Raw genomic sequence first — 267 nt, forward strand, 5'->3', positions numbered from 1 at the left:
TGATTGAGGAACAAGACGCGGAGCAGGAGGAAACCATGCCCGGGCGCTTTGAACTAAAACCAACCCTGGAGAAAGTCTGGCACGCGCCGGACAATTTTCGCTTCATGGACCCGCTGCCGCCGATGCATCGTCGGGGGATCATTATTGCCGCCATTATATTGGTGGTCGGATTTCTGCTTCCATCTGATGATACGCCCAACGCGCCGGTGGTGACGCGTGAAGCGCAGTTAGATATTCAGTCGCAATCACAACCGCCGACAGAAGAAC

General features: G+C 55.1%; 1 pseudogene. It reads left to right on the forward strand.

The features are described from left to right. Positions 1–35 precede the first annotated feature (35 nt). Positions 36–267: pseudogene (ytfB, locus tag FN960_RS24155) on the forward strand (cell division protein YtfB); the annotation flags it as partial.

The sequence above is a fragment of the Alkalicoccobacillus porphyridii genome (assembly GCF_007293315.1).
GTDB classification, from domain to species: domain Bacteria; phylum Bacillota; class Bacilli; order Bacillales; family Bacillaceae_D; genus Alkalicoccobacillus; species Alkalicoccobacillus porphyridii.